The sequence below is a fragment of the Kitasatospora sp. NPDC058243 genome (assembly GCF_042882025.1).
Classification (GTDB): domain Bacteria; phylum Actinomycetota; class Actinomycetes; order Streptomycetales; family Streptomycetaceae; genus Kitasatospora.
The window spans coordinates 1-22,310 of the sequence record NZ_JBHVWW010000031.1; the positions used below are offsets into that span (position 1 = coordinate 1).

Consider the following 22,310-nt stretch of genomic DNA (forward strand, 5'->3'; position numbering starts at 1 on the left):
CCGGGGACCGCCGCCGTTCTGTGCCCGTCCGTCGTCCGTCCCTCACCTGCGAGACGGGCGGGCGACGGGACGATCCTCAGCCGAACGGATGAACCCCCGCCACCGCCAGGCCCGCCGAGCCCGCACCGCCTGCGCCGGCACGGTAAGACAAGCCGGGCCCCTCCGCGGTGACACCGGTGTGATCGTTCCTGGCGCCGCCCACAGCCCAAGGAGTAAGAGATGCGCGAAACGAAGCACAAGGCCCGAACGGGTGCCGCCGTCGGCATCGCACTGCTCGCCCTCGCCTCCCTGTCCGGCTGCCGCCAGCCCCACAACGGTGGCAGCCAGGACGTGCAGGCCGCTACGGCGGCGCCCTCCGGGGACGCTGCAAGCAGCGGTGAGATCGCCGTGCTGGAGCAGCCGACGCTGCCGCCGCCGTCGTCCGTCGCCAACGACCAGGAGAAGCGCAAGCAGGTCGCCATCGGCACCTGCGAGGCGACCAAGGACGGCTGGCGCGCGGCCGGCACCGCGGTGAACCCCGGCGGCCGGGACGCGGATTACCGGATCGTCGTCTACTTCACTTCGGCGAAGGCCACGGTGCTCGCCCTCGGCGACACGGCGGTGAACGTCAAGGCGGGGCAGAGCGGCGCGTGGGAGGTGCGGCAGGCGTTCCACGCCCCGCAGGGGACCCTGTGTGTCCTGCGGGGCGTCAGCTGAGCGCCCATCGGGTGTCGGCGGGGTAGCTGCCGCCGGGCGGTCTAGCGCGGCGGGGGCCGGCTCTCGTCGCAGGTGGTGCGTTGGCCGTGGAGGAGGAGGGGGACGGCGCGGTTGGCGAGCGCTTCGGCAGCGCGGGCGGCCTGGGCGGGGGCCATGACGTCGGGGAGTTCGTGGGCGGGGACGAAGCGGGCGCCGAACAGGCCGCTGCGGTGCCGGGGCGGGACGGTCAGGTGGGTGTCGTCGCGCACGGTGCCGCCGTCGAAGACCAGGTTGAGGCGCTCCAGGTAACGGTCGGCGGGGGTGAAGTCGACCGCCAGGACGTCGGCGAGGCGCAGGTCGAGGCCGGTCTCGGCGTGCAGGTTGCGGGCGGCGGCGAGGTGCGGGGGCTCGTTCGGCTTCGCGGCGCCGCCCGGGAGGATGAGGCCGTCCATGTAGTCGGGGTCGACCAGGAGGATGTCGCCGCGCGGGTTGCGCACGAGGACGAGGCAGCCGAGCCGGCACACCGGCGGCCTGGCGAGCAAGCGGGGGTCTTGCATCGGGGGGTTCACTTCCTGAGGGCGGCAAGGAGTACGAGGGAGAAGCCCGCCCACCACAGCAGGCGGACGAGGAGTTCAGCCGTCACGCGTCAGGCGCTCGTAACGCAGGCCCTTGCGGAGCAGGTCGACGACCCGCAGGAGTTCGGACGGACGGGCGCAGCCGAGGCCGATGAGGTAGCAGCCGGTCCTGCGGCCGTGCTCCCAATCCACGTCGACGGACGGCAACTTCACCCCGGCCAGGGCGAGGACGGTGGTCAGGTCGTCGAGGACGTCGGCCGCCTGGCGCCGCTGGTCGGCGGTGGCGCGGTTGAGGGCGGATCCCATCACGCCCCCACCTGCCGCCGAGCCTCGAACCCCCGCCAGGCGCTGAAGGCGGCGGAGAACGAGGAGAAGGAGGCCAGCTCACCCGAGGTGCCGCTGCGCAGCCACTCCCCCGTCGTCTCGTTCCGCACCCGGTAACACCGGCCCTCCGGGTCCCACCGCACCCCGTAGCCGTGCAGCCGGGGCACTTGGACATCACCCATGGGAGTAACCTTCCGCGATCAGAGTTTCACGTTCTGTGCACATGGTGGCTCTGTGTCGCCTAGCATCGGAAGTGGCAGACGACTTGACCTCGGTGGCCCGGAGAGTTGGAGCAGCCATGGTGAACATCAAGGAAATTGACCCGCAGTCATCCCCCTGGGCCCCGTTCGGGGTCCAACTCCGCAGGTCACGCAGGGCGATGGGCCTCAAGCAGGAACAGCTCGCGCGCAAGATCGGAGTCCACCCGTCCTACGTCTCGTTCGTCGAACTTGCGCAGCGACCGCCGAGTGAGAAGTTTGCTACCAAGGCCGACGAGGTCCTGCAGACCGGCGGGACCCTGCTGCTGATGTACTGGCAGCTCAAGCACACTGCCCTGGTCCCAGGCTTCCCCGAGTACGCCAACTACGAGTCGACCGCGGAGCAGATCAAGCTCTTCGAGATCAACGTCATCCATGGCCTTCTGCAGACCAAGGCATACGCCACTGCTTGGGAGCAGGGGAATATCAGGCGAGGCACAGCCACCCCGGAGCAAGCCGAAGAACGCATCAACTACCTCCTCACCCGGCAGCAAACCCTGCACCGAACGCCTCCGCCGATTCTGCACGCGGTGCTGGACGAAAGCTGTCTCAGGAGGACCATCGGCGGCCGAGACGTCATGATCGAGCAACTACTCCACCTTGAAAGACTGGCCAGTCAACCCAGGATCTTCATCCAGGTGGCTCCCTACTCTCTTGGCGAGAGCAGGCCGTTCACTCGCGTAGTAACCATACTGATGCTGCCGACACGCAAAATGATCGCCTACAGCGAGACCGAGCAGCGCGGCTACCTCGACCGCGATACCGAGTCGATCGCAGCCCTGCTCAGGGACTACGATCAACTGCTGGCCGGGGCCAAGAATCAGGCCGACTCAGTAGCTATGATCCGCTCGGTACGGAGGGACCTTGAATGGACGTCAAACTGACTCGCGCTTCCTGGCGCAAGAGCTCCTATAGCGGCAGTGGCGGTCAGTGCGTCGAGGTCGCCGACGGCTTCACCGACCTCATGCCCGTCCGCGACTCCAAGGACCCCGAGGGCCCGTTTCTCCTCTTTTCCTCCTCCGCCTGGCAGGCCTTCGTCACCGCCACCCGTACCGGCGAGTTCGACGCCAACTAGGCCTATCTGACGCCGGAGTGGGAAGTCATCCCCATCGACTTCCCACTCCACCCGCAGGAGGCAACCGCGATGGCAACCACCTGGCGCAAAAGCAGCTACAGCGGCGGGCAGAACGGCTGCGTCGAGGTCGCCGACGGCTTCAGCGGCGTGCAGCCCGTCCGGGACTCCAAAGACCCCGACGGACCCGTCCTCCTTTTCCCCTCCCCCGCCTGGCAGGCCTTCGTCACCGCCGTCCGCGCCGGCGAGTTCGACGCCCGGTAGCAGCAACTCCCGGCCCCGCCAACCCGATCCATGAGCGGCGGGGCCTTCTCAACCCCTCCACTCGGTTCAACCCACCGCCGCGACCTCAGGGGGTGATGAACGGATGATCTGGCCCAACACCGTACGGGCGAACGTCAAGACCGGGCGCGACCGGGAGGTGTTCGCCGTCTACCCTTACCGCTCGGCCTGCCCGCAGTCGGTCTGGGCGCAGCTGATCGCCGAGGCCAGGTCCGACGTCTTCCTCGCCGGGTACATCGTGTGGCTGGAGCAGCCCGCGCTGCTTCAGACTCTGCGGCGCAAGGCCGAGAGCGGTTGCCGGGTCCGGTTTCTCCTCGGGGATCCGGACTCCGACACGACGCGTCAGCGCGAGCAGGTCGAGGACGTGGCGCTCACGGTGTCCACCAGGATCAGGGTCACCCTGGAGAACCTGGCCAAGCTCTCCGGTACCGAGGGCTTCGAGGCCCGGTTCAGCGCTCCGGACGACGGTCCGAACCATGTCGGCCTCTCCGTCTTCCGCTTCGACGAGCACGCCCTCGTCACGCCTCACCTCGCCCGCGCCGTCGGCCACGACTCGCCACTGATGCACCTGCGGCGCAGCGGGGAGAACGGCATGTTCGACCGCTTCGCCGAACACGTCGAAGAACTCTGGTCCCGGGGCGGCGGCATCCGGACCGGCCCGCGCTGACACCTGCGCCTAACCCGGCGCCGGAGTGGGAAGTCATCCCCATCGACTTTCCACTCCACCCGCAGGAGGCAACGGCGATGGCAACCACCTGGCGCAAGAGCACGTACAGCGGCGGGTCAAACGGCTGCGTCGAGGTCGCCAATGGCTTCGGCGGTGTGCAGCCCGTCCGGGACTCCAAGGACCCCGACGGGCCCGTGCTCCTCTTTCCCGCCCCTGCCTGGCGGGCCTTCGTGGCCGCCGTCCGCGCGGGCGAGTTCGACGCCCGGTAGTGGCAACTCCTGGGTGGGATGAAGGAGCTGTCGGGTCCGGGTGACCGCGTGCGTCAGCGGGCGGAGGTGTGGGTGGCCGGGCGGACGGCGTCGGGCAGCAGGTGGAGTTCGTAGGGGGTGTAGCAGTCCGCCATCTCGCCTCCGACCACGGCGCCGCAGCGGCAGGCGCGGTTGGGCGGGCCGTCGCCGGGGGCTCCGCAGCAGCCGGGTGGGCCGCTCGTTGTCACGTGCCCGGTGAGGCCGGTCCCGTCGTCGGGGTGCAGGACGAAGGTGTTCCGGGGCCCGGCCGAGACGACGACCATTCCGTCGAAGTCGCTGATGCACGGGCCGCCGGGGTAGGCGGGGGGACAGCCGTCCTGGTCCTCGGCCGGGACGAACGGCGGTCCGTGCGGCTGCGGATCGACGGCGTAGTGGCCGCGGGGCATGGTGGGCGGGGCCTGTCGCCGGCCGTTGACGAGCTCGCCCTCGAACAGGTGCCGGGCCGGAACCGCCGGGAGGGGCTCAAGGTCGGCCGTGAGGGCCTCGCCGCAGGCGGCGCAATGAAAAATCGTCATCGCGGCATGTCTACAGCGCCGGCCCTCACCTCGCAACGGGATTCCGCTGCCCCGCCGGGCGGGGGCTCGCCCGTCAGCCGAACCGGAACACCCGGTCGGGCCAACTGCCCTCGGGCGTCGCGCCGTCGAGGGCTTCGCTGATCGTCCGTTCCTCGTAGGCGAAGTGGGATTCCATGATCGCCGTGAGGCCGTCGAGTTCGCGCCCGACCGCTTCCAGTCCTTCGCCGGGCGGTTCGGCTGATTCGGCGGCGCGGTCGGCGAGTTCGCGCACCCGGGTGAGGATGGCGGCGATCATCTCGTGGTCCTCGACGAGTTTGGCGACCGTCCCGGCGAGCTGCGGGCGTTCGCGCACCAGCTGGGCGAACATGCCCTCGTCCTCGCCCTGGTGGTGTGCCGTCAGTGCGGCGCAGAAGGCCAGGCAGTGGGTGCGCAGTGCGTCGCCGTCCGGGCGGCGCTGTCCGATCCCGGCTCTGATGCGGCCGACCTGGCGGCGCAGTTCCTGGTGTGCTCGGGAGAGTTGAAGGCTCAGGGCGACCACGCGGTCGCCGTCATGGGAAGCCACGGGAGGCGGCCCCTTCGGTTCCACACCTCCATGCCTGACGCTGTCCGCCACCGGCACGCGATGCTGGCGCCATCCGATCACGGGCCGCGGCGCCGGGGCAAGCGCCGCCGCGGCAGCGGCCGGTGGCCCCGGGCCCGGGCGGGCGGGCCGGGGCCGGCGCGACGGCCCCGGCCCTACGCGGGGCCGGCGGGGGCGGTGGGGCCGGCGGGGGCGGTCAGGCGGTGGCGGGCGGCGGCGAGGAGTTCGTCGGACAGGGCCGGGTCCTCGCTGGCGCGGGCCAGGAGGAGGGCGCCGACCATGGTGGACAGGTCGGCGAGGGCGCTCTCGCGTTCGGCGGCGTCGGGCAGGTGCTGGAAGCCGTCGACCAGGTCGCGCAGTCCGGCGGTGAAGGCGCTGCGCAGCGGGGAACCGGGTTCGGCGCGGGCCGCGTCGGCGGCCAGGGCTGCGGCGGCGCAGCCCTGACCGGGGTTGTCGCGGTGGAGGGTGGAGAGGTAGCGGGCGAGGAACTCGGCGCGGGGGGTGGGGTGTTGGGCGGCGGGTGTGCCGGGGGTGGGGTCGCCGATGGGCGGGTGGTCGGCGAGGCGGTCCATGGCTTCGCGGCGTTCGGTGAAGGCGGCTGTGAGGGCTTGGGCGACGAGGTCGTCCTTGGAGGCGAAGTGCCGGTAGAAGCCGCCGTGCGTCAGGCCTGCGGCGGCCATCGCCTGGGGGACGCTGACCTGGTCGGAGCCCTGCTCCCGGATCAGTCTGGCGGTGTGGTCGATCACCTCCTGGCGGTGGCGTTCGGCCTCGGCCCGTGACACGCGGGGCATGCCTGCGTTCCTTTCCTCGTCCTGCGGTGGTGGTGGTCCTACTTTCCCATCCGGGCTTCCCCATCCAGTTTAGATGATGGTAATAATCTAAACGTTGCGGTGCCCCGGCTGCGGGCACCGCCTTCCGAGAGCGAGGAACACGCACATGACCGTGATCGACGGCTCCACCGCCCTGGTCACCGGAGGCCTGCGCGGCCTCGGCCGGGCGTTCGTCGGGGAACTGCTGGCGCGCGGCGCGAAGAAGGTCTACGCCACCGCCCGCGCCCCCGTGCCCAGCGAGGACGCACGGGTGGAGGTCCTCGCCCTGGACGTCACCGACGACGCCTCGGTGGCCGCCCTGGCCGAGCGCGTCCAGGACGTCGACGTCGTCTTCAACAACGCCGGCGTCCTGTACCCGGGAGCGCTGCTCACCGCCGACCTGCGGCAGGTCCAGGAGACCTTCGACACCAACGTCCTGGGCCCGCTGCGCATCGCCCGGGCCTTCGCGCCGGTGCTGGCGGCCCGTGGCGGCGGGGCGCTGGTCGACATCCACTCCGCGCTGTCCTGGGGCGCGGGCGCCGGCGCCTACGGCGCCTCCAAGGCCGCCCTGTGGTCCCTGACCAACTCCCTGCGCCTGGAGCTCGCCGCCCAGCACACCCAGGTCGTCGGCGTGCACCTGGGCTTCGCGGACACCGAGATGGTGGCGGCCCTGCCCGTCGACAAGATCCCGGCCGCCGAGGTGGCCCGCATCGTCCTGGACGGCGTCGAGCGCGGCGATCGCGAAGTCCTCGTCGACGACCTCACCCGGGCGCTCAAGTCCGCGCTCCCCGGCCCGGTGGAGGGCCTCACCATCCCCATCCGCCGCTGACCCGCACCGCACCGAAACCCGTCGAAACCCGCCGGCCACCGCCGGCCGACACCGAGGAGAACACCCATGCCGCTGTGGCACGTCTACCACCCTCCCGGCACCTACACCCCCGGGCAGAAGCAGCAGCTCGCCGCCGACATCACCGGGTTCTACACCCGCTTCGGACTGCCGAAGTTCTACGTGATGACGCTCTTCCACGAGATCGGCGCCGACTCCTTCCACGTGGGCGACCAGCCCGCGCACGACGCGGTGCGGATCGTGGTCGAGCACATCGCCCGGCACACCGAGGACCCCGACCTGCGCAAGCGCACCCGGGAGGCCCTCGCCGCCCTCCTCGCGCCCCACACCACCGGGCGCGGCCTGTACTGCGAGTTCCACATCGACGAGACGCCCCGGGACCTGTGGATGATGGACGGGATCTCCCCGCCCCCGCCCCAGAGCGAGGCCGAACAGCTGTGGGCCCGCGAGAACCGCCCGATCCCCTACTGATCCCCTGCCGGCCTCCTACTGACCTCCTGCCGATCTCCTGCCGACGGACGCCCCGGCACGGCGCCGCCGCGAGAAGTCGGACAGGCCGACTTCCCACTCCAGGACCCGCCGCCCCGGCACCCCGGGGGCGGTGGGTCCTGGCCGGTCCTGGCCGGTTCAGGCGGGTTCAGGCCGGTTCAGGCGTCGAGGGTGATCTCGGGGTAGTGCGGGGAGGGGGCGTCGAAGAGGGTGGTGGGGCGGCGGCGCAGGTGGAGCTGGAAGTAGGCGGTGAGGTAGGCGCGTTGGGCGGTGACGGCGCGCAGCGGGTCGCCGGTGCCGAGGAAGTGCTCCAGTTGGTCGGCGGGCCAGGCGATCACGTCCTGCCCCTGGGGGACGAGGAGTTGGAGGTCGGTGTAGGACAGGTGGCCGGAGCGGGTGAGGGTGAGCCGGCGGCGCCAGCCCGTCAGGTGGGGCCACAGGGTGTCCCACATGGCGTCGCGGGCGGGGCTGGCCCAGGTGGAGGCCATGAGCAGCAGGGGGCGCGGCTGGTCGGCGGTGGCGCAGGTGCCGAAGAGGGGGCCGTCGAGGACGGCTCCGGCGCGGATGCGGGGGTCGTCGTGGAGGGCCTGGGCGGTGGTGGCGCCGCCCATGGAGTGGCCGAACATGGCGACGGTGTCCGGGTCGAGGGCCTGGGCGAGGCCGGCGGGCAGGGGGCGGTGGTCGGCGTCGGGGTCGGCGCCGGCGGCGAGGTCGGTGAGGCGGTCGAGGACGAGGCGGACGTCGGCGGCGCGGTAGGCGACGATGTCGGCGTCGGTCATGGCCTGGACGGCGGCCTTGTCGCGCACTTCCAGGCGGTGGCCGGGGAATTCGGTCTCGCCGGCGTCGAAGGTGTGGTCGACGGCGGCGACGACGTGGCCGTGGGAGGCGAGTTCCTCGGCGAGAGCGGTGTTGAAGGCGGAGTCGCCGCCGGAGCCGTGGGAGTTGAGGACGACGGGGTGGCGGCACGAGGTCTCGGCGGGGGCGTCGGCGTGGGCGTGGGTGGTGGGCCAGTCCAGGCCGGCGGCGGGGACCTGGAAGTAGGCGGTCTCCAGGTGGGCGGTCTCGGCGGGGCTCATCCAGGGGGCGCGGGGGTGGCCGGCGACGCGGGCGGCGGGGTACCAGAGGCGGGTGCGCAGTTCGCGCGGGCGCGGGGTGGGGGCCCAGCGGTCGGGGCGGGCGGGGTCGACCAGGTGCAGGGTGGTGGTGCCGACGGGGTGGGGCCCGGTGGGGGCGGGCAGCATCAGGCGCGGGGGCCGGCCCGGGGGTGAGGGCGGGGCGGCGGCGCGGGTGGCCGCGCGGGCGGGGGCGGTGCCCGCGGCGGTGAGCAGAGCGGTGGCGGCCAGGGCGGCCAGGGCGCTGCGGCGGCCGAACTGCGGGGCGGCCGCGGTGTGCGGGGCGGCAGCGGCGTACGGGGTGGTCACGGTGTGCGGGGTGGTCATGGGCCCACGGTGGCGGGTCGGGCCCTGCGGGCGCGTCGGGCCGGCGCAGGAGCGCCGGGCGGCGGGTACGACCGCGGGCATAGGCCCCGGGGCGCAGGTCTCAACCGGAGACGGCGGGCCCAGCGGGCGAGGCAGGCGCGGCAGGCGCACCGGTGAGGAGGGCGTCGAGCAGGCCGGGGAAGCGGGCGTCGAGGTCGGTGCGGCGCAGGCTGACGAAGCGGTTGCGCCCGGCGACGCGGGTGGTGGTGACGCCGGCCTCGCGCAGGACGCGCATGTGGTGGGAGACGGTCGACTTGTGGAGGTGCTCCAGGCCCAGGTCGCGGGGGGCGCAGGAGTGTTCGGCGCCGTCGGCGTAGCTGAGCAGCAGGGTCATCCGGACGGGGTCGCCGAGGGCGTGCAGGACCGTGACGAGGTCGATGTCGGCGGTGGTGGGCTGGGGCAGCCGCTCGTCTTCGGTCATGGCACGTGGTCCTCGTCGGGTCGGCGTCGGTTTGACATTGGCTTCCTCCCCGCCCTGAAGGACGGGGACTCCGGCCGCGCGTGCCGCGCGGGGGCTTCGCCCCGCGTGGGTGCGGTCGGCCGGTGGTTGGCGCTTCACCGACCGGGTAACCCCGAGGTCTCCACGCCCTGAGACCGCCTGCCCGGCGGCCTTGATGTTCTTCGCCGCGTTCACGTCGGCGTGGTCGGTGTGTCCGCAAGCGGTGCACTCGAAGACCGCTTGGCTCTTGCGGTTCTTCGGGTCCACGCGCCTGCACACGTTGCACGTCTGGGAGGTGTACGCGGGGTCGACCAGTACGACGTCCGTCCCGGTGTACCGGGCGGCGTTGCGAAGGGCCAGTTCCAGCATGTTCCATCCCTTGTCCAGGATGGCCCGGTTGAGCCCGGCCTTGGCCCGGACATTGCGCCCGGGGTGTTCGACGGTCCCGGCCCCCGAAGCGGACATGTTCTTGATCCGGAGGTCTTCGAGGACGACCAGCGCGGCCTGGCCGGTGATCCGGTTCGCCGTCCAGGCACAGAAGTCCGCGCGGCGGTTCCGGACCCGGCCGGTGATCCGGTTGATCGCCGCGATCGTCTGCTCGCGGCGAGTACTGCCCTTCTTCTGCCAGGCCTGCTTCTGCCGCAGCCGGCGCAGCCTCGCCCGCCGTGGCGAACCGCCGGTCGTGGAACGTGCCGTCGCTGGTGGTGGCGGCGATCTTCACGCCGCGGTCGATCCCGACCGCCGTGGACGGCATCACGTGCGCCTCGGGTGTTGCTTTGCCGTCCTCAACCAGGAACGAGACGAACCAGTGCCGCCCCTGCCGGGTGACCGTCGCCGACCGGATCCCGCCACCCAGCGGACGCGACCAGCGAAACCGCACCCACCCGAGCTTGGGCAGTCTGGCGCGGCCCCACCTGCGGCCCATCCGCTCCACCGTGATCAGGTTCCCGGCCGGGAAGCGGAACGACGGCGACCAGCGCCGCACCGAGCGCCACCGCACCCCGAACGTCCCGTGCTCCCGGCACGCCCGGTCCAGATCCCGAAGTGTCTGCTGCAGCACATGCGACGGCGCGACCGCCAGCCACGGAAACTCCCGCTTCGCCTCCGCAAGCTCAGCGGCCTGCGGCACGTAGTTCATCCACGCCTCGCGCCGCCGATACTCCCGGCGCTGCTCCAGAGCGATGTTCCACACCGACCGGCAGATGTTGCCGAACGTCTCACACAACACCGCCTGATCTGAGGTGAGTTCAAGCCGATACCTGCGGCCGGACAGCACGGGAACACCACCCTTCCAACCACTGTGATCAACGTAGTGCACGCCACCGACAACGCAGCGACCCGCGCAGCTTCGCGCCAAGGATGGGCCAACCCCCAGGCAAAGCAGGCGATCTGCGCCCAAGAGTTCAGATCATCCACCAATCCCCTAGTGTTTGACGAGCGTCAAACTGTTGCCCTATCGTCAAACAATCGGGGGGCTTTTCCATGCCCGTACGCCTGCTCCTGCTCGCCCTCGGCACCTTCGCCATGGGCACCGACTCGATGGTCGTCGCCGGCATCCTCGGCCCGATCGCCGCCGACCTGGGGGTGTCCGTGCCGGCCGCGGGCCAGCTGGTCACCGTCTTCGCGCTCGGCTACGCGCTGCTGGCCCCGGCGCTGGCCGCGCTCACCGCCCGCTGGCCGCGCCGGCGGCTGCTGCTGACCGCGCTCGCGGTGTTCAGCGCGGCCAACGCGCTCAGCGCGCTCGCCCCGAACTACGGGCTGCTGCTGGCCACCCGGGTCCTGGCGGCCGCCGGGGCCGCGCTGTACACGCCGACCGCCAACGCGGTGGCCACCACCCTGGTCGCCCCCGAGCGGCGCGGACGGGCGCTGGCCACCGTGCTGGGCGGGATGACGGTGGCCACCGCGCTGGGCGTGCCGCTGGGCACCTGGGTGGGGCGCGGCGACTGGCGGATGACGATGTGGCTGGTCACCGCGCTGGGCGTGGCGGCGCTGGCGGGGCTGGCGCTGCTGCTGCGCGACCTGCCGGCGCCGGTGGCGGCGCCGGGGCTGCGGGCGCGCCTGGCCCCGCTGGGGCAGCGACGGGTGCTGGGGGCGGCGGCCACCACGCTGGCGTTCTTCCTGGCCTTCCAGTGCGTCTACATCTACCTGGCCACCGCCGTCTCGGGGGCGACCGGGGGCGACGCGGACCGGCTGAGCCTGGTGCTGCTGACGGCGGGCGTGATGTCGGTGGCGGGCAGCTGGCTGGGCGGGCGCCTGGTGGACCGGGTCGGGGTGCGGCGGGTGCTGCTGACCGGCTCGACGGTGGCGGCGGGCGCGTTCGCCGCGCTGCCGTGGCTGGGGCGCAGCATGCCGGGGGCGCTGGTGTACGCGGCGGTGGTGCCGCTGGCGGGGTGGGCGGTGTCGGTGGCGCTGCCGCACCGGCTGGCGTCGATCGATCCGGGGAACGCGCCGCTGCTGATCTCGCTGAACAGCAGTGCGCTGTACCTGGGGACGGCGGCCGGGGGTGTGGCGGGCAGTGCGGCGATCGCGGTGCTGGGCGGGCGGTGGTTCCCGTTCGCGGCGGCGGGGCTGGCGCTGGTGGCGGCGGTGACGGCGGCGGCGACCACGCGGGACGCGCGGGCGGGTGCGGCGGGGGCGGCGGAGGAGGAGGTGGCGACGGTGCCGGCGCCGGCACCGTCGCGGTCCTGATCGTCGAACAGACCGGGGTCTCAGCGGGCGGAGCCGAGGTTGCGGTCGGCCTCGGCTCCGGCGAGCAGCAGGGTGGTCTCCTCGATGCGGCGCAGGCGTCCGCAGGGGGCGTACCGGCCGAAGAGGTAGACCTCCATGGAGACGCGGGTGCCGTCGGTCTTGAGGACGTCGACGGTGTGCCGGGTGGCGGTGCGGTCGCCGTCGTGGAGTTCCTCGTGGACCTGGACGCGGCCGGAGGCGACCACGGCGCGCAGGTGGCGGATGTGGTCGGTGAAGGCGGCGCGGTCGTCCCAGCGGCCGTCGGTGCGCTGGCGGTAGTCGGGGGTGAAGTGGCGCTCGACGGCGGTCTCCAGGTCGAGGCCGGGGGTGAAGAGCAGGTCGTCGAGGGCGGCGGCGATGGTGGTGCGGGGGGCGGTGGCGGGCATGGGGGTTCCCTTCTCGGAATCCGACAATGCGTGCGTGGCGCACGCTTCATGGGATGAGCGTACCCCAGGAACGCGTGCGCCGCGCACGCTATGATCGGGGGGTGGACCACTCCCCCGAAATCCCCGACCCCGAGACCAAGACCGACCCGGAGGCCGCCCCCGGCCTCGGGGACGCCGTCGCCCAGGCCCTGGCCGTCCTGCTGCGCCGCCCCGCCCGCGCCGCGCTCTACCGGCGCCTGACCGAGGGCCTGGGCGAGGCGGTGGACGAGGTCACCTACCCCGTGCTCTCCGGCCTGGCCCGCACCGGGGCGCGCAGCGCCGCCGACCTGGCCGCCGAGATCGGCCTGGACCGCTCCGGGGTCAGCCGCCGCGCCACCCGCCTGGAGGAGGCCGGGCTGCTGCGCCGCGAGGCCGACCCGCACGACCAGCGCGCCACCCTGCTGAACCTGACCGGCGCGGGCGAGCGCACCGTGGCGGTGATGCGCGGGCGCCTGGCCGGCGGCATCGAGGAGGCGCTCGCCTCCTGGCCGCCCGGGGAGGCCGAGGCGTTCGCCCGGTCGCTGCGGCGCTTCACCGAGCAGGGCCCGTTCGGCTGAGCACGAGGCGAAAGGGCTAAGGGGCGGCGAGGCGACGGAGCTAAGGGGCGCGCGGGACAGCGCCGTGACGGCGAGGGGCCCGGAAAACGCGGGTGCCCCGGGCCGGTGAACCGGTCCGGGGCACCCGCGGGCGCGGGGATCAGGCGCCGAGGACCTCGCCGACCAGGGCGCGGGCCTCCTCCTGCACCCGGGCCAGGTGGCCGGTGCCGAGGAAGGACTCGGCGTAGATCTTGTAGACGTCCTCGGTGCCCGAGGGGCGGGCCGCGAACCAGGCGTTGTCGGTGCACACCTTGATGCCGCCGATCGGCGCGCCGTTGCCGGGCGCCTCGGCCAGCACCGCGGTCACCGCCTCGCCGGCCAGCTCGCCCGCGGTGACCTGCTGCGGGGAGAGCCGGGCCAGGCGCGCCTTCTGCTCGCGGTCGGCCGGGGCGTCCACGCGGGCGTAGGCGGGGGCGCCGTGGCGCTCGGTCAGCTCCCGGTAGTAGGCGCTGGGGGTGGCGCCGGTGACGGCGGTGATCTCGGAGGCCAGCAGGGCCAGCAGGATGCCGTCCTTGTCGGTGGTCCACACCCCGCCGTCGCGGCGCAGGAACGAGGCACCGGCCGACTCCTCGCCGCCGAAGGCGATCGAGCCCTCCGCCAGCCCGTCGACGAACCACTTGAAGCCCACCGGCACCTCGACCAGTTCGCGCTTGAGGTCGGCGGCGACCCGGTCCAGCATCGAGGAGGACACCAGCGTCTTGCCGACCGCGGCGTCGGCGGGCCAGTCCGCGCGGTGGCGGTACAGGTAGTCGACGGCCACCGCCAGGTAGTGGTTGGGGTTCATCAGGCCGCCGTCGGGGGTGACGATGCCGTGCCGGTCGGCGTCCGCGTCGTTGCCGGTGGCGATGGCGTACTCGTCCTTGCGGCCGATCAGGGAGGCCATCGCGGACGGCGAGGAGCAGTCCATGCGGATCTTGCCGTCCCAGTCCAGCGTCATGAACCGCCAGGTCGGGTCGGTGACCGGGTTGACCACCGTCAGGTCCAGGCGGTGCGTCTCGGCGATGCGCGCCCAGTACGCCACCGACGCCCCGCCCAGCGGGTCCGCGCCGATGCGCAGCCCGGCCGCGCGCACCGCGTCCAGGTCGAGGACGGCGGGCAGGTCCTCGACGTAGGTGCCCAGGTAGTCGTGGCGCCCGGTGGTCGCCGCCGCCAGCGCCCGCGCGTACGGGACGCGCTTGACGCCGCGCAGGCCCTCGCGGATCAGCTCGTTGGCGCGGTCCTGGATCCAGCCGGTGGCCTGCGAGCCGGCCGGGCCGCCGCTGGGCGGGTTGTACTTGAAGCCGCCGTCGCGCGGCGGGTTGTGCGAGGGGGTGACCACGATGCCGTCCGCCAGCGCCCGGGGGCTGCGCCGGTTGTGGGCCAGGATCGCGTGCGAGACCGCGGGCGTGGGGGTGTAGCCGTCGGCCGCGTCCAGCAGCACCTGCACGCCGTTGGCGGCCAGCACCTCCACCGCCGTCACCTTCGCCGGCTCCGAGAGCGCGTGCGTGTCGGCGCCCAGGAACAGCGGTCCTGCGATGCCCTGTTGGGCCCGGTACTCGCAGATCGCCTGCGTGGTCGCGGCGATGTGGTCCTCGTTGAACGCGGCGTCCAGCGAGGACCCGCGGTGGCCCGAGGTGCCGAACGCCACCCGCTGGCCGACCTCCTGAGGGTCCGGGTTCAGCGCGTAGTACGCCGTCACCAGCCGCGCCACATCCACCAGGTCATCCGGCTGTGCCAACTGCCCGGCCCGTGCGTGTGCCATCCGTCTTCTCCCGCCAACTTCCCGTACGCGTCCTTGCCCCGTGCCACCGATCGTAGCCAGAACGCGACCGTGCCCCGAACCGCGAGGCGGGGCGGGGCACGGCGGGGCCGGGGTTCAGGGGCCGGGGTTCAGGGGCCGGGGTTCAGGGGCCGGGGTTCAGGGGCCGGGGTTCAGGGGCCGGGGTTCAGGCGGGCAGTTGCTGGCGGTAGGCGTCCAGGGCGGGGGCGGTGGTGGTGGCGAGGAACTCGGTCACCGTGTAGGCGACCAGGCCCTCGCGGGCGAAGGGGTCGGTGCGGGTCAGCTCCTCGACCGCGGCGCGGTCCTCGCCCAGCGCGATGATCACCCCGCCCTCGCGCGGCACCTTGCGGCCCGAGGCGAGGAAGGTGCCGGCCTCGTAGTGCCCGCGCAGCCACTCGACGTGCTGCGGCAGGGCGGCGTCGATGCGCTCCAGCGGGGCGGTGTACGTCAGCTCAAGTACGAACATGCGACCAGGCTAGCCCCGCACGGCAGGGGCCTCGCGGCCGGGGATCCCGGCGTGTACCGAGCCCCATTGTGCCAGTTCAGCGGGGGGTTTCGGTAGGACGCAGAGCACCCGGATCACACCTTGCCGGGCGGCGGGCGCAGCCCGCAGACTCGTCCGCATCCACTCCTTCGGCCACGCGCCGGCCCCCTGCCCAGGGCGGCCGGGGCGCGCGCCGTGCTGCGCACGGGCCGTACGGCGCCGCAGGCGGTGGGCGGTGAACGGACGAAGGGGGACGCGAGGATGACGGCGCACGAGGACGTGACGCACGAGGACGCGGCGCACAGGGACACGGCGCACAGGGACCTGGTGCTCAAGGCGCGGGTGCGGCTGCTGAGCCACAACGAGTGGGTCCTGGACGCCCCGGAGGGGCTGTGGGTGTACCGGGCGCTGTTCCCGGTCAGCCCGCCCGTGTACGCCTACAAGCTCGCCCACGTGCTGTGGACGGCGGCCGACTCGCCGCGGGTGGCCCATCTGCCCGGGGCGCGGCGGGCGTTGCTGGAGGAGGCGCGGGCCGCCTGCGCGCACATCCCCGCCGGCGCCCCGGCCCACCAGATGCGGATGCCGGAGTACATCGCGGCCGCGCTGGCGGGGCTGGAGCAGGAGGGGCGTGCGGGGAGGTAGGTGGTCGCGGGGTGGTTGCGGTACAACAATCCCTATTTGACGACTGATCGGAGAAACGCTGATATGAGCAGTTCAGGTCTGTCCCGCCGCGCACTGATCGCCGGCGCCGGCGCCGCCGTCGTCGGCTGGAACACCGCCGCCCGCGCCTGGGCCGCCGAGCCGGGCGAGAACGTGGATCAACTGCCCGCCCTGGACGGCACGGTGGCCCTGCGGGGCGCCGACGTGGAGCGGTTCTCCTCCGACTTCGGGCACCTGGTCACCGCCTCGCCCCGCGCGGTGCTGCGCCCGGCCTCGGTGCGCGACGTCCAGAAGGTGGTGGCCTTCGCCCGCCGCCACCGCATCCCGGTGGCGGTCAACGGGCAGAGCGGCGACCAGGCGGCCGGCGGCGACAGCGGGCTGGAGTCGCACTCCAGCTACGGCCAGGCCAACCCCCGCGGCGGCATCGCGATCGACGCGCGCGGGCTGTCGCGGATCCTCTCCGTCGAACCCGGGCGGGCCGTGGTGGAGGCGGGCGCCACCTGGGCGCAGCTGACGGACGCGGCGCTGGCGGCGGGCTGGATGCCGCCGTGCCTGACGGACTACCTGCACCTGTCGGTGGGCGGGACGCTGAGCGTGGGCGGCATCGGCGGGGCGGTGCAGCGCCACGGGCTGCAGGCGGACACCGTGCGGTCGCTGGACGTGGTGACCGGCACCGGCGAGCTGGTGACGGCCTCGCGCGAGCACAACCGGGAGCTGTTCGAGGCGGTGCTGGCCGGCGGCGGGCAGGTGGGGATCATCGTGCGGGCCACGCTCGCCCTGGTGCCGGCCCGCGAGCGCGCCACCGTGTTCACCCTGGCCTACGACGACGCGGACCTCTACCGCGCGGACCAGGAGAAGGTGCTGGCCCAGGGCCGCTTCGACCTCCAGGTCGGCAACGTGGTGCGCAGCGCGGACGGGCAGCGGTGGCGCTACACGGCGGAGCTGGTGGCCTACGGGGACGCCGGGCGGGCGGTGGACCGGGAGGCGCTGCTGGCGGGGCTGCACGGGGTGGCGGGCGAGACGACGGTGGTGGAGCAGAGCTGGCGCGAGTACGCGTTCCGGGTGGACGCGTTCGCGGGGTACCTGCGGGCGGCCGGGTTCTGGGGGCTGCCGAAGCCGTGGCTGAGCCTGTTCCTGCCCGCCTCGACGGTGGGGGTGTTCATGCGGGAGGCGACCGCGCTGCTGACGGCGGAGGACCTGGGGGCGGGGCTGCTGCTGTTCTACCCGTACGCGCGGGCGCGGGTGGGGGCGCCGCTGGCGGTGCTGCCGCAGGAGCCGGTGGGCTGGCACTTCGACCTGCTGGCGTTCCCGGCGCCGGGGGCGGACACGGCGGCGATGCTGGAGCGCAACCGGCGGCTGTACGACCGGGCGGTGGAGCTGGGCGGCAAGCGCTACCTGATCGGGGCGGTGCCGGGGATGACGGGGGCGGACTGGCGGCGCCACTACGGCGGTCTGTGGGAGCGGGTGGAGCGGGCCAAGCGGCGGTGGGATCCGGCGGGGATCCTGGCGCCGGGCCAGGGCATCCACGCCGGCTGACGGCCGGGCCCCCGGGCCGCCTGCGGGGGGCGGGCGGCCCGGCGGGGGGTCGAGTAAAAGGTGGTCAGGTGATCTCCAGCTGCGCCATCATGCCCATCGCGGAGTGGTCCAGCAGGTGGCAGTGGTAGGGGTAGCGGCCGCGGTAGGAGTCGAAGAGGGCCTGGAGGCGCACGCTCTCCCCCGGCAGCAGGCGCACGGTGTCCTTCAGGCCGGACTCCGCCGGGCCGGGCGCGGCGCCGTTGCGCGCCAGCACCCGGAACTGCACCAGGTGCAGGTGGAAGTTGTGCGGGACGTCCTTGTTGGCGTTGACGACCGTCCAGATCTCCGAGGTGCCGAACGCCACCGAGGCGTCCACCCGCGCCGGGTCGTACACCTTGCCGTCGATCAGCCCCAGCGGGGCGGCGCCGGGCTTCTCCTGGTACTCCAGGACGACGGTGCGCTCGCGGGCCGCCGCGCCCAGGGCGGGCAGGGTGCGCAGCTGGGCGGGGACGCGGCTGGGGTCGTCGGCGGCGCGGGTGATGTCGAAGCGCAGGACCTGGCCGACGTGTTCGGCGGGGCCGGGGGGCATGGAGTTGGTGAGGACGATGCTGGAGCCGACCGGGTAGCGGGAGAAGTCGACGACGACGTCGGCGCGCTCCCCGGGGGAGAGGTCGACGGTGTCGGTGACGTGGGGGCGTTCCAGCAGGCCGCCGTCGGAGCCGATCTGGGTGAGGGGGCCGCCGTCGGCCAGGCGCAGGGAGAAGAAGCGCAGGTTGGAGGAGTTGAGCAGGCGCAGCCGGTACTTGCGGGCGGCGACCTCGACCTTGGGCCAGGGGCGGCCGTTGGCGAGGATGGTGGTGCGGTTGAGGGGGTCGTCCATGCGGTAGACGAGGCGGCCCTGGGGGTCGAAGCGGGCGTCGCGCAGGGCGATGGGCAGGTCGTAGCGGCCGGCGGGCAGCGGCAGGGCGGCTTCGGTGGCGTCGGTGATCAGGTAGGTGCCGGCCAGGCCCCGGTAGACGTGCTCGGACTCCAGGTGGTGGGCGTGGTCGTGGAACCACAGGCTCGCGTGGGGCTGGTCGTTGGGGTAGGTGTAGGTACGGGTGGCGCCGGCGTCCAGGAGGTTCATGGGGCCGCCGTCGGAGGCGACGGGGACGCGGGCGCCGTGCAGGTGGACGGAGACGGGGTCGTCCAGCAGGTTGGTCTGGCGCACCACGACCGGGCGTCCGGAGCGGGCGCGGATGACGGGGCCGGGGAAGGCGCCGTTGTAGGTGAGGACGTCGGTGCGGTGCCCGGGCAGGATGCGGGCGTAGGACTTGAGCATGGTGACGGCGTAGGTGTCGGCGGCGCCGTCGGTGGAGACGGGGGAGAGCACCGGGGGCAGGGGCATCGCGGCGGTGAACTTCGGTGCCAGGGCGGGGCCGGCGTCGGGGCCCGGGTCGGCCTCGGCGGCGGGGGCGGCAGGGCCCGGGTGGGTGTGGGCGGCCGCGGCGGCGGCGGTCTCCACGGAGGCGGCCGGGCGCAGGGTGGTGCGCATGAGCAGGACCCCTCCCCCGGTCGCCAGGGCGGCGCCGATCATCCTGCGTCTGGTCACCATCGCGCGTCCTCCTGCTGCCGGCCCGGTGTGGCGGTGTGCCCGTGCGGCCCCGGCGGGTGGGGCGGGGGCGGGTTCCGGGGGTGATTGCAGCAGCGGATCCTTGCGCCCGGTTGGGGTCCGGCTGAGGCCCGGTGGAGCGCGCGGGGCGGGTTGCGGGCGGGGCGCGCGGTGAGCTGCGGGTGTTGCGGGCCGCTTGCGGCGGGCGGTCACCGTGGCTCGCAGAACACTGGAGGATCCCTCGAAGGGAAGGGCCGGAGCGTGGACCTGCGGTACTGGCTGCCGAGGGCGGCCGAGGTCGCCGAGCAGTGGGGAGAGCGGTTCGGGCCGTACAGCCCGCACCCCTCGCACCAGGTGGACGACGCGGACTTCGCCGCCGCGTTCGAGCGCTTCGCCAAGCGCCTGGAGCACAACTATCCGTTCTTCCACCCCCGTTACGCCGGGCAGATGGTCAAGCCGCCGCACCCGGCCGCCGTCGTCGGCTACCTGACGGCGATGCGCTTCAACCCCAACAACCACGCCTACGAGGGCGGGCCCGCCACCAACGACATGGAACGCGAGTGCGTCGCCCAGCTCGCCGCCATGTTCGGCCTGCCCCGCCACGTCGGCCACCTCACCAGCAGCGGTACCATCGCCAACCTGGAAGCCCTGTACGTGGCCCGCCAGAGCCACCCCGGGCGCGGCGTCGCCTACAGCGCGCAGTCCCACTACACGCACAGCCGCATGTGCCACGTCCTGGGCGTCGAGGGCCACGCGGTGGCCGCCGACGCGGACGGGCGCATGGACGTCGACGCGCTGGCCGACCTGCTCGCCACCGGCCGCGTCGGCACGGTGGTCGTCACCGCCGGCACCACCGGGCTCGGCGCCGTCGACCCGGTGCACGAGGTGCTGGCACTGGCCCGCCGCCACGGGGTGCGGGTGCACGTGGACGCCGCCTACGGCGGGTTCTTCGCCCTGCTGGCCACCGACGACACCCAGGCCGCCGCCCTGCACCTGGACCCGGCGCCGTGGCGGGCCATCGCCGGCTGCGACTCCGTCACCGTCGACCCGCACAAGCACGGCCTGCAGCCCTACGGCTGCGGCGCGGTGCTGTTCGCCGACCCCGACATCGGCCGCCACTTCGCCCACGACTCCCCCTACACCTACTTCACCGACGCCGAACTGCACCTGGGCGAGATCAGCCTGGAATGCTCGCGCGCCGGCGCCGCGGCCGCCGCCCTGTGGCTGACCCTGCAACTGCTGCCGCTCACCCCCCAGGGCCTGGGCGCCGTCCTGGCCGGCGGGCGGCGCGCGGCCCTGGCCTGGGCGGACCTGATCGAGGACAGCCCGCACCTGACCCTCCACCAGCGCCCGCAACTGGACATCGTCACCTACCACCCCACCCCCGGCGGGACGCCGATGTCCGCCGTCGACGCCGCCAGCCGGCACGTGCTGCGCCAGGGCATGGCCGACGAGCAGGACCCGCTCTACCTGAGCCTGCTGCGGGTGGACGCCGCCGACTTCACCCGCCGCCACCCGGCAGCGGCGGCGGACGCCGAGGGGGCCTCGGTGCTGCGCAGCGTCCTGATCAAGCCCGAGGCCGAGGACCACCTGCCCGGCCTGCACGCGCGCCTGACCTCGCTCGCCACCGCCCGGCCCTGACCTGCCCGTCGCCCCGCTGTACGAGTGCACCCCCCGTACGACCGCCCTGCTGTCCCGCCGCCCGCCGCCTGTCTGCCGAGGAGTGTCCGTTGACCACCGCCACCGTCCCGCCGGGCGCCGCCCTCGCGGCCCCCGCGGTCCGCCCCGCCCGACCCGAGGAGGCCCCCGCCCTCGCCCGGGTGCTCGCCGCCGCCTTCCACGACGACCCGCTCACCCGCTGGGCCTTCCCCGACGACGCCCACCGCGCCCGCATCCTGCCCGCCTTCTTCCGCGTCCACGTCGACCAGTGCCTGGCCCACGGCGGCGCCCTGACCGCCCAGCACCCCGACGACCACGCCCCCGTCGGCGCGCTGCTCTTCCTGCCCCCCGGCGTGTGGGAACACCCCGGGGAGCAGGACCAGGCGGCCGCCCGCGCCCTGGACGCGGCCGTCGACGCCGACGCCCACCCCGAATCCGCCCGCCGCCTGGCCGCGATCACCCGTCTCCAGGCCCGCCGCCACCCGCGCCACCGCCCCCACCACTACCTGGCGTTCGTCGGCGCCCACCCCGACGCCCGCCGCACCGGCACCGGCACCGCCCTCCTGCGCGCCTTCCTGGCCCGCGTCGACCACGACGGCCAGGCCGCCTACGCCGAGACCAGCTCCCCCGGCGGCGCCCGGGTCTGCGGCGCAGGCGGCTTCACCCGCTTCGGCGAGGCCATCGCCCTGCCCGCCGGCGGCCCCCGCCTGACCCCCGTGTGGCGGGGCCCCCGATGACCACCCACACCCTCGACATCGACACCGCGCTGCACAGCGGCACCGCACTGCGCGTCGACACCGCCCTGCGCGTCTACTCCGCCGAGCAGATCGACGCCGGCGCCGCCGACCACCACCCCGAGGCCGCCGAGATCCTCGCCTGGAGCCGGCGCTTCCTCACCACCGCCCACCCCGACCTCGGGCGCAGCGGCCCCGTCTGCCCCTACACCCAGCCCTCGCTGCGCCGCGGCCTGTTCCACATCGCCGTCGCCGACACCGGCGCGGGCGGCGACCTGCCCGCGCTGGTCGGCGAGCTGCGCGCCTGGTACGACCGGCTGCTGGCCGACCTGACGGAGGAGTCGGACCGGGAGCTGCTGACCGTCCTGCTGGTGCTGCCGGGCCTGGACCGGGCCGACTCCACCGCGCTGGACGAGGCGCAGCGCAAGGCCAAGGACGAGTTCGTCGAACAGGGCCTGATGATCGGCCAGTTCCACCCCGTCTGCGAGGAGGGGGGCCTGTGGAACCGCTCCTTCAGGCCGCTGCGCGCGCCCGTGCCGCTGCTGGCGGTGCGCAAGCTCCTCGTCTTCGACCTGCCCTTCCTCGTCGACGACGAGGCCCACCTGGCCCACTACCTGGCCCGCTTCGCCCCCCAGGTCCCCGCCCGCATCCGCGACCAGCTGGTCTCCGGCATGACGGAACACCGCAGGACCGCCCGCCTGACCGCCGCCTGAGCCGCGGCCCCCCTGCGCGGGGGGGGGGGGGGGGGGGGAGGGGCGGGGCTAGGCCCCAGCTTCTCTTTGTTTTTCGTTTGGGGTTTTTGCCGGTCACCAAGGACGAAATTTTCGGTTATCTCTTCCTCCA

General features: G+C 73.7%; 27 protein-coding genes and 1 pseudogene. 15 read left to right on the forward strand and 13 right to left on the reverse strand.

Annotation, left to right across the window (positions count from 1 at the left end):
* The first annotated feature begins 219 nt into the window (after window positions 1-219).
* The gene (locus ACFVX9_RS20885; RefSeq protein ID WP_387982935.1) at window positions 220-696 is read left to right on the forward strand and encodes a hypothetical protein; all 477 of its coding nucleotides are present in this window, start codon (window positions 220-222) and stop codon (window positions 694-696) included.
* 41 nt (window positions 697-737) lie between these two features.
* Here ACFVX9_RS20885 and ACFVX9_RS20890 read toward each other — a convergent pair whose 3' ends face one another.
* The 3 genes from ACFVX9_RS20890 to ACFVX9_RS20900 all read right to left on the reverse strand — a co-directional run bounded on the left by ACFVX9_RS20890 (window position 738) and on the right by ACFVX9_RS20900 (window position 1,756).
* Window positions 738-1,232 carry an NUDIX domain-containing protein gene (locus ACFVX9_RS20890; protein WP_387982937.1) on the reverse strand — a complete coding sequence of 165 codons (495 nt, stop codon included), beginning with the start codon at window positions 1,230-1,232 and terminating at the stop codon, window positions 738-740.
* Window positions 1,233-1,307: 75 nt separating this feature from the next.
* Window positions 1,308-1,556 (reverse strand): hypothetical protein, encoded by a 249-nt coding sequence (locus tag ACFVX9_RS20895; protein ID WP_380339167.1) that lies wholly within the window; start codon window positions 1,554-1,556, stop codon window positions 1,308-1,310.
* On the reverse strand, window positions 1,556-1,756 hold the full coding sequence (locus ACFVX9_RS20900) for a hypothetical protein (RefSeq protein ID WP_387982939.1): 201 nt from the start codon (window positions 1,754-1,756) through the stop codon (window positions 1,556-1,558). The genes ACFVX9_RS20895 and ACFVX9_RS20900 overlap by 1 nt, the downstream gene beginning before the upstream one ends.
* A 116-nt stretch (window positions 1,757-1,872) precedes the next feature.
* On the opposite strand from ACFVX9_RS20900, the gene ACFVX9_RS20905 reads away from it, so the two are divergent.
* The 5 genes from ACFVX9_RS20905 to ACFVX9_RS20925 all read left to right on the forward strand — a co-directional run bounded on the left by ACFVX9_RS20905 (window position 1,873) and on the right by ACFVX9_RS20925 (window position 4,121).
* On the forward strand, window positions 1,873-2,715 hold the full coding sequence (locus ACFVX9_RS20905) for a helix-turn-helix transcriptional regulator (protein WP_380380999.1): 843 nt from the start codon (window positions 1,873-1,875) through the stop codon (window positions 2,713-2,715).
* A complete protein-coding gene (locus ACFVX9_RS20910) occupies window positions 2,700-2,906 on the forward strand; it encodes a DUF397 domain-containing protein (RefSeq protein ID WP_387982941.1) in 207 nt (68 codons plus the stop codon). Before ACFVX9_RS20905 ends, ACFVX9_RS20910 begins: the two co-directional genes overlap by 16 nt.
* A gap of 69 nt (window positions 2,907-2,975) precedes the next feature.
* Entirely contained in the window at window positions 2,976-3,167 is a 192-nt protein-coding gene (locus tag ACFVX9_RS20915) for a DUF397 domain-containing protein (protein ID WP_380561282.1), read from the forward strand.
* A 103-nt stretch (window positions 3,168-3,270) separates the two neighbouring features.
* Window positions 3,271-3,852: a DUF5919 domain-containing protein gene (locus tag ACFVX9_RS20920; RefSeq protein ID WP_380561283.1), complete on the forward strand. Its 582-nt coding sequence runs from the start codon at window positions 3,271-3,273 to the stop codon at window positions 3,850-3,852.
* 77 nt (window positions 3,853-3,929) lie between these two features.
* Complete coding sequence (locus tag ACFVX9_RS20925) at window positions 3,930-4,121, forward strand: DUF397 domain-containing protein (protein WP_387982944.1); 192 nt, start codon at window positions 3,930-3,932, stop codon at window positions 4,119-4,121.
* A 53-nt stretch (window positions 4,122-4,174) separates the two neighbouring features.
* Here the strand turns inward: ACFVX9_RS20925 and ACFVX9_RS20930 are convergent, their stop codons facing one another.
* The 3 genes from ACFVX9_RS20930 to ACFVX9_RS20940 form a co-directional block, all read right to left on the reverse strand.
* On the reverse strand, window positions 4,175-4,675 hold the full coding sequence (locus ACFVX9_RS20930; protein WP_387982945.1) for a hypothetical protein: 501 nt from the start codon (window positions 4,673-4,675) through the stop codon (window positions 4,175-4,177).
* Window positions 4,676-4,748: 73 nt separating this feature from the next.
* On the reverse strand, window positions 4,749-5,237 hold the full coding sequence (locus tag ACFVX9_RS20935; RefSeq protein ID WP_380429685.1) for a hemerythrin domain-containing protein: 489 nt from the start codon (window positions 5,235-5,237) through the stop codon (window positions 4,749-4,751).
* Between the two features lie 173 nt (window positions 5,238-5,410).
* Window positions 5,411-6,046: a TetR/AcrR family transcriptional regulator gene (locus ACFVX9_RS20940; protein WP_380487145.1), complete on the reverse strand. Its 636-nt coding sequence runs from the start codon at window positions 6,044-6,046 to the stop codon at window positions 5,411-5,413.
* Between the two features lie 145 nt (window positions 6,047-6,191).
* Between ACFVX9_RS20940 and ACFVX9_RS20945 the strand changes: the two genes are divergently transcribed.
* Window positions 6,192-6,893, forward strand: a complete 702-nt coding sequence (locus tag ACFVX9_RS20945; RefSeq protein WP_387982946.1) for an SDR family oxidoreductase — start codon at window positions 6,192-6,194, stop codon at window positions 6,891-6,893.
* Window positions 6,894-6,959: 66 nt separating this feature from the next.
* On the forward strand, window positions 6,960-7,382 hold the full coding sequence (locus ACFVX9_RS20950) for a tautomerase family protein (RefSeq protein ID WP_063352960.1): 423 nt from the start codon (window positions 6,960-6,962) through the stop codon (window positions 7,380-7,382).
* 176 nt (window positions 7,383-7,558) lie between these two features.
* Here the strand turns inward: ACFVX9_RS20950 and ACFVX9_RS20955 are convergent, their stop codons facing one another.
* From ACFVX9_RS20955 to ACFVX9_RS20965, 3 genes and pseudogenes are all read right to left on the reverse strand, one after another.
* Window positions 7,559-8,839, reverse strand: a complete 1,281-nt coding sequence (locus ACFVX9_RS20955; RefSeq protein ID WP_380487141.1) for an alpha/beta hydrolase family protein — start codon at window positions 8,837-8,839, stop codon at window positions 7,559-7,561.
* A gap of 100 nt (window positions 8,840-8,939) precedes the next feature.
* Window positions 8,940-9,971 carry an RNA-guided endonuclease TnpB family protein gene (locus ACFVX9_RS20960; RefSeq protein ID WP_387983019.1) on the reverse strand — a complete coding sequence of 344 codons (1,032 nt, stop codon included), beginning with the start codon at window positions 9,969-9,971 and terminating at the stop codon, window positions 8,940-8,942.
* A gap of 550 nt (window positions 9,972-10,521) precedes the next feature.
* A pseudogene (locus ACFVX9_RS20965) lies at window positions 10,522-10,635 on the reverse strand (hypothetical protein); the annotation flags it as partial.
* Between the two features lie 164 nt (window positions 10,636-10,799).
* On the opposite strand from ACFVX9_RS20965, the gene ACFVX9_RS20970 reads away from it, so the two are divergent.
* Window positions 10,800-12,005: an MFS transporter gene (locus ACFVX9_RS20970; RefSeq protein WP_387982949.1), complete on the forward strand. Its 1,206-nt coding sequence runs from the start codon at window positions 10,800-10,802 to the stop codon at window positions 12,003-12,005.
* Between the two features lie 20 nt (window positions 12,006-12,025).
* Here the strand turns inward: ACFVX9_RS20970 and ACFVX9_RS20975 are convergent, their stop codons facing one another.
* The gene (locus ACFVX9_RS20975; RefSeq protein WP_363377590.1) at window positions 12,026-12,430 is read right to left on the reverse strand and encodes a nuclear transport factor 2 family protein; all 405 of its coding nucleotides are present in this window, start codon (window positions 12,428-12,430) and stop codon (window positions 12,026-12,028) included.
* Between the two features lie 188 nt (window positions 12,431-12,618).
* On the opposite strand from ACFVX9_RS20975, the gene ACFVX9_RS20980 reads away from it, so the two are divergent.
* The gene (locus tag ACFVX9_RS20980; RefSeq protein ID WP_387983020.1) at window positions 12,619-13,026 is read left to right on the forward strand and encodes a MarR family winged helix-turn-helix transcriptional regulator; all 408 of its coding nucleotides are present in this window, start codon (window positions 12,619-12,621) and stop codon (window positions 13,024-13,026) included.
* Between the two features lie 139 nt (window positions 13,027-13,165).
* Here the strand turns inward: ACFVX9_RS20980 and pgm are convergent, their stop codons facing one another.
* Together pgm and ACFVX9_RS20990 are read right to left on the reverse strand one after the other, a co-directional pair.
* A complete protein-coding gene (gene pgm, locus ACFVX9_RS20985) occupies window positions 13,166-14,806 on the reverse strand; it encodes a phosphoglucomutase (alpha-D-glucose-1,6-bisphosphate-dependent) (protein ID WP_363632400.1) in 1,641 nt (546 codons plus the stop codon).
* Window positions 14,807-14,990: 184 nt separating this feature from the next.
* On the reverse strand, window positions 14,991-15,290 hold the full coding sequence (locus ACFVX9_RS20990) for a YciI family protein (protein ID WP_063352966.1): 300 nt from the start codon (window positions 15,288-15,290) through the stop codon (window positions 14,991-14,993).
* A 279-nt stretch (window positions 15,291-15,569) separates the two neighbouring features.
* On the opposite strand from ACFVX9_RS20990, the gene ACFVX9_RS20995 reads away from it, so the two are divergent.
* Both ACFVX9_RS20995 and ACFVX9_RS21000 read left to right on the forward strand, forming a co-directional pair.
* On the forward strand, window positions 15,570-15,950 hold the full coding sequence (locus ACFVX9_RS20995; protein WP_387982951.1) for a hypothetical protein: 381 nt from the start codon (window positions 15,570-15,572) through the stop codon (window positions 15,948-15,950).
* A 63-nt stretch (window positions 15,951-16,013) separates the two neighbouring features.
* A complete protein-coding gene (locus tag ACFVX9_RS21000) occupies window positions 16,014-17,504 on the forward strand; it encodes an FAD-binding protein (protein WP_387982952.1) in 1,491 nt (496 codons plus the stop codon).
* A gap of 64 nt (window positions 17,505-17,568) precedes the next feature.
* On the opposite strand, the gene ACFVX9_RS21005 is transcribed toward ACFVX9_RS21000, so the two are convergent.
* Window positions 17,569-19,077, reverse strand: coding sequence for a multicopper oxidase family protein (locus tag ACFVX9_RS21005; RefSeq protein ID WP_387982954.1), 1,509 nt, complete (start codon window positions 19,075-19,077; stop codon window positions 17,569-17,571).
* Window positions 19,078-19,335: 258 nt separating this feature from the next.
* Between ACFVX9_RS21005 and ACFVX9_RS21010 the strand changes: the two genes are divergently transcribed.
* The 3 genes from ACFVX9_RS21010 (at window position 19,336) to ACFVX9_RS21020 (ending at window position 22,180) form a co-directional block, all read left to right on the forward strand.
* A complete protein-coding gene (locus tag ACFVX9_RS21010; RefSeq protein ID WP_387982956.1) occupies window positions 19,336-20,715 on the forward strand; it encodes a pyridoxal phosphate-dependent decarboxylase family protein in 1,380 nt (459 codons plus the stop codon).
* An 89-nt stretch (window positions 20,716-20,804) separates the two neighbouring features.
* Window positions 20,805-21,470, forward strand: a complete 666-nt coding sequence (locus tag ACFVX9_RS21015) for a GNAT family N-acetyltransferase (protein ID WP_380428584.1) — start codon at window positions 20,805-20,807, stop codon at window positions 21,468-21,470.
* The gene (locus tag ACFVX9_RS21020) at window positions 21,467-22,180 is read left to right on the forward strand and encodes a DUF6875 domain-containing protein (protein WP_387982957.1); all 714 of its coding nucleotides are present in this window, start codon (window positions 21,467-21,469) and stop codon (window positions 22,178-22,180) included. The genes ACFVX9_RS21015 and ACFVX9_RS21020 overlap by 4 nt, the downstream gene beginning before the upstream one ends.
* Window positions 22,181-22,310 lie beyond the last annotated feature (130 nt).